We start from the raw sequence: 8281 nt of genomic DNA on the forward strand, positions 1-8281 counted from the left end.
GGCTTCAAGATGCGCAAGGCCGGGGTGTTGTTGTGGCGCACTGACGGCTTCTTCTTCCGCAAAAGGGGTTTCGCGGTCGCTTTCATACCACGCCTCAAAACGCTCCTTCTCTACGACGTGAATTTTTGAGAGCATGTACGCATGGCGCGTGCCGCAGTACTCTGCACACAACACATCGTAACTGCCTAATTTCTCAGCCTTAAACCACGCGCTGTAAACCTTGCCTGGCACCGCGTCTTGTTTAATCCGAAAGGCGGGCACGTAGTACGAATGCAACACGTCGTTAAGTTTAGCCGTGATATCAAGCTTCACATTCGTGTCGATGGGCACGTAAAGGTCTCTGGTTTTTTTGCCATTGGGGTACTCGTGAGTCCAAAACCACATCTGCCCCACAACCTTTACATGTAAGTTATCTTCTGGAATTTCACGCATCACCTTAAGGCTCGTGTAACCGTAGTAAAACATCACCCCAAGCAAGAGTGTGGGCACAACCGTCCACAGGATTTCTAAAACCGTATTGTGTTCGATGTTTTTGACTTGGTTTCTACTGTGGCGTTTTGCGCTGTACTTGTAGAGAAAATAAAACATCACCCCCACCACAAGAACAAAGATGCCAATAGACAACCCCATCACAACCCATATGGCCAAATCCACCTCACTGGCAAAACTTGAAACGCCCTCCATGCCTTCTAACATAGCAAACCTCCTTGTGCAACCCGCGCAAAGACATCATGTGGCGTGTAGCGGTAGTACGTATCAATCGCCATAATCACATAAATGATGACCAAAACAACCAAAGAAGAGTAGATAAGGGTCTTAAGGAGCCTTGATTCAGTTTTAATGTGCATGTAGTAGGCCACAATCAAAAAAGCCTTCACAGTCGCTAGCCCCATCTGCACGATGAGTGTGGGTGCCAACGCAAGGCTAATCAACATCGGCTGCAAAAGCGTCAGTGCCGTCAAAACTATCAGCAAAAAAAAGACACTCACGTAAGTCTTTGCCCTAATGGGCTGCAATGTTTCATCGTGTTGCATCTTTGCCTCCTAATAAATCAGATAAAAAAGTGGAAAAACAAACACCCACACAAGATGCACTAGATCCCAATACAACGCTGTATTTTCCAAAATGACAAAGTTTTTTGGCGTGATTTTTTGGGAACGAATCAAACCAAGCACCCAAAGCATAGTCCCAATGCCTAAGATGATGTGCAGTCCGTGCAAGCCTGTGATGCTAAAGTAAAGGCCAAAAAACATCACCGCGCCATCACCCATGCTCGCAAGGTGTGCGGAACCGGGGTAAATGCCGTGGCTTATCTCTGTGTTCCACTCTACATACTTAATGCCCAAAAACACCACCGCTAGGACAATGGTGAGCCAAAGGTAACGCTTACATGTAAGCACGTCGCCGTTGCGTAGCTTCACCAAAGAAAGCCCCATACACAAGGCCGAAATCAAAAGGATGACCGTATTTGTCCCGCCCAAGAAAAGGTTCAAGCCTCCCGAAGAGGTGACAAAGGCCTCGTCAAATTGAAACAGGTAAAAGGCGTAAATCAAAAACATGGAGCCAAAAATCATCACTTCGGTAAACAAAAAAAGCCAAAACCCAATCTTAGCACCAATGTAATCATCGTTGAAATCTACGATTTCATGGGCGTTTCCCTCTTTGTCATACGCAACTTCTACTTTCTTATCCATGGCCCTGACCCTCCTTTACCGAAAGATCCATCCTGTGCACAGGTTCGCCGTTTTTGTACTCGTATGGTTTGAAATCCACATAGGGAATCTCCCCAAAATTTTCCAACTGTGGCGGGGATGGAATCTGCCATTCTAGCGTCGTCGCGTTCCAAGGATTGGGACCAGCAGGCTCGCCGTACCTCCATCCACGGTAGAGCGTCACAAGCATGTAGACGATGCCGATGGCAAAAATCCAAGAGCCAACCCCTGAGAGCTTGTGGTAAATCTCAAACTCGGGCAAATAGTCAAAATAGCGCCGTGGCATACCAAAAGCACCTGCTAAAAACATAGGAAACCACAAGAGGTTAAACCCTACAAACACCGTATAAAAAGCTCTTATGGCGTGCTTTTCGCTGTACATGCGGCCCGTGAATTTGGGGAGCCAGTAGTGAAACCCTGCGAACATCAAAAAGGCAACGCCGCCTAGCATCGTGTAGTGAAAGTGAGCCACTACAAAATAGGTATCATGAAAGTAGACATTCACGCCGATGGTGCCCAAAATCAGCCCCGTAAGCCCTCCGATGATAAACGTCACAAAGGTGCCAACCGTCCAAACCATGGGCGCTTTAAAATCGATGGAGGCCTTGTACATGGTCGCAATCCAATCAAAAAATTTCACCCCCGTAGGGATGGCGACAAAAAAAGTGAGGAGCGAAAAAATCAACTTTACCATGTCGGAGATGCCCGAAGTAAACATGTGGTGCCCCCACACAAGGTAGCCAACCCCCGCAATCATCGCCGAAGAAATAGCGATAGAGCGGTACCCAAAGATGGGCTTACGACAAAAAGTCGGCACGATTTCAGAAGCAATCCCAAAGGCAGGGAGAATCATCAAATACACCGCAGGGTGCGAATAAATCCAAAACATGTGTTCAAAGAGCACTGGGTCGCCCCCTTTGGTCGGGTCAAAGAACCCTACCCCAAACACCCGCTCAAAGATGACCATCACCAGCGAAACCCCCACAATGGGTGTCGCGAGGATTTGTATCCATGCGGTTGAGTAAAGCCCCCACACAAACAGTGGCATCTTAAAAAAGGTCATCCCCGGTGCGCGAAGGCGGTGAATGGTCGTCACAAAGTTGATGCCCGTGAGGATGGAAGCGAGGCCAAGGATAAACGCGGCGGTTAGTGCCCAGATGACATTGGTGCCTGTTTTGATGCTATAAGGGGCGTAAAATGTCCAGCCCGTATCGGCAAAGCCATCGCCCACAAACAGCGAAGCCACCGCTAAAATCGCGCCAAACATATACAACCACCACGAAAGCAGGTTGAGTTTTGGAAACGAAACATCCCGCGCGCCTATTTGCAAGGGCAGGAGGAAGTTGCCAAGGGCAGCGGGGATGCCAGGCACGATGAAGAGAAAAATCATAATCACACCGTGCATGGTAAAGACTTGGTTATACCGCTGGGGCGACATGATGTCTTGCCCGGGGCTAAAAAGCTCCAAGCGCATAGAAAGGGCAAGCCCCACGGCCACCAAGAAAAACGCAAGCATTGAAAAGAGGTACAAGATGCTCACGCGCTTGTGGTCTATGCTAAAAATCCATTGAAAAATCTTGCTTTTATGGTGCCCGAACACCGTATGGGTGTGTTCGTAAAAACTGCCTGGGATACTAGGACTCATGGTCTGGATCTCCTTTTTTTCTTCGCTTAGCGGTGATAAGATAGATAAAAAATCCACTGATTAGCACAAGCATAACCGTGGCAAAAATCTTGTTGATAGAAAGGACGTATTTGCTGTTTTCAGGGTCAAAAGAAAAACAAAACGCAAGGGCTTTTGCAATGGTCGGACGCACCTTGCCCTCGCTGGCTTCAAGCAGTGCCATCTTCACATCAAAATGCAGGTATTTGATGCCATTGAGGTAACGCGTAATCTTTCCCTCGGGCGAAACGATGGCAAGCCCCGCAGGGTGAATGTAGTCCACAAAGCCTTGTTTGTTGATGATTTTTTCATACTCAAACCCAAGAGATTGGGTGAGCGCGTCGATGGTCGCTTTGTCTTGTGCGACTAAAAAATTCCACGCATTTTGGTCAAAATCTTTGCGCAATGCATTGAGGTGGTTGCGCTTGCTCTCAAAGGCATCATCAGGGGAATCTTCAGGGGCAAAACTGATGGTAAGGGCACGGTATTCTCTCCCTTCTTTGAGCTGTATTTTATCGAGAGATTTCACAATGCCATCTATCTGCGGGCCGCAAATGCCAGGGCAGGAGAAGTAATTGAGCGAGATAATCGTAGGCTTGCCTTGTAAAAATTCGCCTAGGGTTTTTTCTTGGGCATTTTCATCCACAAAGGTAAGCTCAAGGGGAAGATAGGAACCTAATCTTTCATAGGTGCCTATTTTTGCGCCATCACCAAAAGCAACACACACCGCGACCAAACATGCCATAAAAATGAGTTTCATGGGAAGCCAATCTTTAAATTATTTTTTTTTCGTCACAAGAAATGGTATCCCAGTGGAGATAAATGTAATATTATTTTAATAATGTTGACTATAATGCATAAAATAATTTTAAGGAGAAGTTGATGCTCAAAACGTTTTTCGCAGCATTGTTCGTGTGTGCCACTTCTGTTTTTGCCGCGCCCATCGAGGTTTCAGATGCCTATGCAAGGGAAGTTCCACCAAACCTTAAAAACTCTGCTGCTTTTATGAAGATTGCAAATACTACCACAGAAGAACTCTTTCTCCTTGGTGCTGCTTCGCCTGTTGCCACGCGCGTTGAACTGCATGAACATGTAATGGAGGGGGAGATGATGAAAATGCGACCCGTCGAAAAAATCGCCATCGCACCTCACGCACACACCACTCTCGAACCAGGCGGCTTACATGTAATGCTCATCGGCCTCAATACACCCTTGCGTGAAGGTGAAACCATCGTTCTTGAATTGTACTTTTCAAACGGCCAAAAACAGACACTTGATGCAGTACCCATAAAAAGTGTTATGATGGGGATGAAAAAACATAAGATGTAAAATTTTACATAAACAATGGAGATGTCATGAAAAAAGGGGTTATTTTTCTCGTGGGCATGGGTTTGCTCTTTGGGATTTTTTGGGCGGGTGCCACATATGTACAAGACCAAAGGGAGGTAAAACCCTACGCATTTGAACTCCAAAGTGCCGATGGGCCCGTACGCCTGAGTGATTTTAAAGGCAAAATGCCCATCGTCTATTTTGGGTACATGTACTGCCCTGACATCTGCCCCACTACCCTTGCCCAAGCCGCTAACGCCTTGCAAAAACTCCCCAAAGAAGAGGCCGATAAGTTTCAACTCCTTTTCATCAGTGTTGACCCCGAAAGGGACGGATTGAGAGACCTTAAAGAGTACGCACAGTATTTTTACCCTGACGCCCTAGGCCTAACCGGTGAAGCGCCTGCCCTTAAAGAAATCACGCAAAACTACGGTACCTACTACGCAAAAGAGTACATTGAAAATTCGGGCGTAGATTACACCGTGGCCCACACGACTTTTCTTTATTTTCTCGACACGCAAGGGAGACTGGCTCACACCATTAAACATTCCCAATCGCCTGATGAAATCTTTCGCGCACTCCAAAAAATGCTCATTATTGCCAAAAATGAATAACCTAGATTTTTTGCACAAAGACTTTTTCTCGCCTGAAAAATACGCCAAAATGGTAAAAACATACCAACAAAAAAACGACCCAATGGGATGGTTTGATGCTATTTACCAAAGCGCTAAAGGGGATTTTAGTAAGGTTTTTTGGGCAGATTTGGAACCAAGTCCTTACCTCGTAGCGTGGCTAGAAAAAACCACCGTCCAAAACCCCCGCAAAAAAGCCTGTGTTATTGGTTGTGGCGTGGGTGATGACGCCGAGGCTTTGGCTGGCTTTGGCTTTGAGGTCACCGCCTTTGACATTTCCCAAACGGCTATTGATTTATGTACCAAAAGATACCCCAAGACAACAGTGGATTACGTTGTTGCTGATTTGCTTGATTGCCCAAAATCTTGGCGTGAGGCGTTTGATGTGGTTTATGAATGCAACACCTTACAAGTGCTCCCAGACGCGCTCAGGAAAAATGCAAGAGCAGCCATGAGCGCACTTGTCGCCCAAGGCGGGTATATTTTGGTCTCGTGTCGAAGCAGAAACGAAGGGGAAAAAGAAGACGAGATACCAAAACCCCTCGCCAAATCCGAATTAGAAAAGTTTAAAACCAGCGACAACCTCTGCGAAGTGCATTTCTTGGCTTACGATGACGCACAAAACGTGCCACACTACTTTGCCGTGTATCAGCGCGCAAGGGCTTTAAACCACTTGTCGCACAAGGCTTTGTAAACTTTCTTGTAACACTCTAATTTTATAAAATCTATTTTTTCTTTACATGTAACGTAAGAAGCCAAGAAAAAACGGGTTTCTTTTTTGCCAAGGCCAAACTCCACAATGAGGGAAGCTAAGTCAAAATAGCGGTCATTAACCCTTGCGTACTCCCAGTCGATGAGCTTAACGCTGTGCCCATGAAAAAGGATGTTTTTGGGGTTTAAATCATGGTGACACAGCACGGGTTCTTTTTTAGCGTTTTTAAGTTTTTTAAAACGCACCTTTGAGGGCGTGTGTTCCTTGTCCTCACCGTAGGACTTTTGGTGCCATTTCATGCCATGAAGGGTGCGCAGTGCTCTTCCAAGTCTCTGAAGTTGCCTTAGTGATGGGGCAATGCAATGCTCCCCTTTTGCGAATTCTATGACCATGAGGTTATTTGCGCTATCTAGAAGCAAAGGTTTTTGGCCGATGCCTTTGATAAAGGCTTTTTTGCCTATCTCAAATTCGCGCTTGCGGTCAAGAGAGCTTTTACCAAAAACCCGTAAGAGGTAGCGGTGTTTTGTGCTCACAAGAAGGTAATTTGTGTTGTTGTAGCCTTGGTTTTCTAGGCGCGTAAGGCTGATGAGCGTCTCGTTGGCAAAGAGCGCGTAGGACCGCAAAAGGTTGATATTCATAGGCGCTTGGCATCATTTTTCCACTGAAAAAAGCCCCAAAGCGCCAACACCGTGTAAAGACAAAACAACACCGCCGTCAAATAAAAGGCTTTTTCGATGTAAATGTAAATAGAAACCGCGTCGATGACCACCCAGTAAAGCCAATTTTCTAAAACCTTTTGCGCTAGCATGTAGGTCGCAAACACCGCAAACACCGTCGTGGCCGAGTCTAGGTAGGCAAAATCTGCGTGCGTGTAGGTGTCCATCACGTAGCCAAACCCTAGCGACACGCCGCCAAGCAAAGCGATGATGGTGAGGTTTTTTAGCACGCCCCATGCGCTTACATGTAAGCTTTCCTTGCCTGTTTTTCCGTATTTCCACACATACCAGCCATACACCGCCATGACAAGATAATATCCGTTAAGCACCGAATCCATCAACAATGCCGCGTCAAAAAAGAGAATGGCAAAAATAAGCGTACTCACAAACGCCGCAGGCCAACACCACAAACTTTGGCGCATCGCTAGAAGCAAATACGCCACAGACAACACCACCGCCACCCCTTCCCACGGGGACGTGGCGATAAGCGCTTCGTACACGCCATTTAGAAAGTCGTTCATTTAGTTCCTTGAATTCATTATTTCATAAAGCCAGAAGTTCAGTGTTTTCACAAATGAGATTGTATAATCTTTCATGGAAAAATTTATGCAGATTAAAAAAAATCATCACTATGTTTGGGCTTATTATTTAAAAAGTTGGGCCGATGAGAACAAAGAATTATTTTATATTTCAAAGAAAGGAAAAATTTCAAAGGATAATATAAAAGGTTTGGCAAAAGATACCTCTTTTTATAAAATACATTCACTTAATAATGAAGATATAAATTTTATTAAACAGTTATCAGCTATTTCTCCAAAGTTTTTAAGAGATATTCACAATAGTCAATTAAAATTTTTTCAAAAATTGCTTTTTATAGAAAACTTTCCAATCAACCCCAAATATTCGAAAGAGTACTCCCTGCTTGTTGAAGCAATAAAATCAAACTCCTTAGAAAATACATATACTATTGTTGAGCGCTTAGCACTGGAAGTTATTTCCGAATTAGTTCAAGGAAATTCAATGATACTTAAAGATAAAAAGTGTTTGATAAATTTTTTATACTATATTGGACATCAAATTACGCGAACAAAAGCATTTAAAGACAAATGCTTGGCTGCGTTAAAAGACGATGGCCGATTATTTAATTTATGGGAAAAAAACTGGTGGTTTGTAAGCTATATGCTTGGTATTAATCTAGGCCATAGTTTATACCAAAACAATACAATAGATACACATATTTTTATAGAAAACAATACAAACATACCGTTTATAACAAGTGATTCCCCTGCAGTTAACATACATTCATCCCTAGAGAAGCTCAAAGAAAATGAATCTCCTCAATTTATGGATTTATACTTTCCCCTTTCCCCAAAATACGCTTACATGATATGTGATTCAAATGATTATGAAAATTTAAAGGATTTTGTTAGCGAAAAAGATGTAGTAAGTTTAAACGAAAGAATATATACAAAATCCCATAAAACAGTATTTTCAAATCCAAGGAGGCGCTTGTAAAG

At 44.5% G+C, this 8281-nt stretch carries 11 protein-coding genes; 4 read left to right on the forward strand and 7 right to left on the reverse strand.

Annotated elements, in window-relative coordinates; all coding sequences use genetic code 11:
- The 5 genes from coxB to JWV37_RS12255 all read right to left on the reverse strand — a co-directional run.
- Positions 1 to 696: cytochrome c oxidase subunit II (gene coxB / locus JWV37_RS12235; RefSeq protein WP_205460122.1), on the reverse strand; the 696-nt coding region annotated here is incomplete at its 3' end.
- The gene (locus JWV37_RS12240) at positions 690 to 1034 is read right to left on the reverse strand and encodes a cytochrome C oxidase subunit IV family protein (RefSeq protein ID WP_205460124.1); all 345 of its coding nucleotides are present in this window, start codon (positions 1032 to 1034) and stop codon (positions 690 to 692) included. The genes JWV37_RS12240 and coxB, both read right to left, overlap by 7 nt.
- Before the next feature lie 9 nt (positions 1035 to 1043).
- The gene (locus JWV37_RS12245; protein WP_205460126.1) at positions 1044 to 1694 is read right to left on the reverse strand and encodes a cytochrome c oxidase subunit 3; all 651 of its coding nucleotides are present in this window, start codon (positions 1692 to 1694) and stop codon (positions 1044 to 1046) included.
- Positions 1687 to 3357, reverse strand: coding sequence for a cytochrome c oxidase subunit I (locus tag JWV37_RS12250; RefSeq protein WP_240332207.1), 1671 nt, complete (start codon positions 3355 to 3357; stop codon positions 1687 to 1689). Before JWV37_RS12250 ends, JWV37_RS12245 begins: the two co-directional genes overlap by 8 nt.
- A complete protein-coding gene (locus tag JWV37_RS12255; RefSeq protein WP_205460128.1) occupies positions 3347 to 4135 on the reverse strand; it encodes an SCO family protein in 789 nt (262 codons plus the stop codon). The genes JWV37_RS12250 and JWV37_RS12255 overlap by 11 nt, the downstream gene beginning before the upstream one ends.
- A 122-nt stretch (positions 4136 to 4257) precedes the next feature.
- Here JWV37_RS12255 and JWV37_RS12260 point away from each other — a divergent pair, with 122 nt between their 5' ends.
- From JWV37_RS12260 to JWV37_RS12270, 3 genes are read left to right on the forward strand one after another with little or no spacing between them, the layout of a single operon-like run.
- Positions 4258 to 4704: a copper chaperone PCu(A)C gene (locus JWV37_RS12260; RefSeq protein WP_205460130.1), complete on the forward strand. Its 447-nt coding sequence runs from the start codon at positions 4258 to 4260 to the stop codon at positions 4702 to 4704.
- Positions 4705 to 4730: 26 nt separating this feature from the next.
- On the forward strand, positions 4731 to 5318 hold the full coding sequence (locus tag JWV37_RS12265; RefSeq protein WP_205460132.1) for an SCO family protein: 588 nt from the start codon (positions 4731 to 4733) through the stop codon (positions 5316 to 5318).
- Positions 5311 to 6030: a class I SAM-dependent methyltransferase gene (locus JWV37_RS12270; protein WP_205460133.1), complete on the forward strand. Its 720-nt coding sequence runs from the start codon at positions 5311 to 5313 to the stop codon at positions 6028 to 6030. Before JWV37_RS12265 ends, JWV37_RS12270 begins: the two co-directional genes overlap by 8 nt.
- Here the strand turns inward: JWV37_RS12270 and JWV37_RS12275 are convergent.
- Together JWV37_RS12275 and pnuC are read right to left on the reverse strand one after the other, a co-directional pair.
- Complete coding sequence (locus JWV37_RS12275) at positions 5985 to 6686, reverse strand: choline/ethanolamine kinase family protein (RefSeq protein ID WP_205460134.1); 702 nt, start codon at positions 6684 to 6686, stop codon at positions 5985 to 5987. The genes JWV37_RS12270 and JWV37_RS12275 overlap by 46 nt on opposite strands.
- Positions 6683 to 7285, reverse strand: a complete 603-nt coding sequence (gene pnuC, locus JWV37_RS12280) for a nicotinamide riboside transporter PnuC (RefSeq protein WP_205460135.1) — start codon at positions 7283 to 7285, stop codon at positions 6683 to 6685. Before pnuC ends, JWV37_RS12275 begins: the two co-directional genes overlap by 4 nt.
- Before the next feature lie 73 nt (positions 7286 to 7358).
- Between pnuC and JWV37_RS12285 the strand changes: the two genes are divergently transcribed.
- On the forward strand, positions 7359 to 8279 hold the full coding sequence (locus tag JWV37_RS12285; protein ID WP_205460136.1) for a DUF4238 domain-containing protein: 921 nt from the start codon (positions 7359 to 7361) through the stop codon (positions 8277 to 8279).
- Positions 8280 to 8281: the final 2 nt, after the last annotated feature.

This window comes from Sulfurospirillum tamanense, from assembly GCF_016937535.1.
GTDB classification, from domain to species: Bacteria; Campylobacterota; Campylobacteria; order Campylobacterales; family Campylobacteraceae; genus Sulfurospirillum_B; species Sulfurospirillum_B tamanense.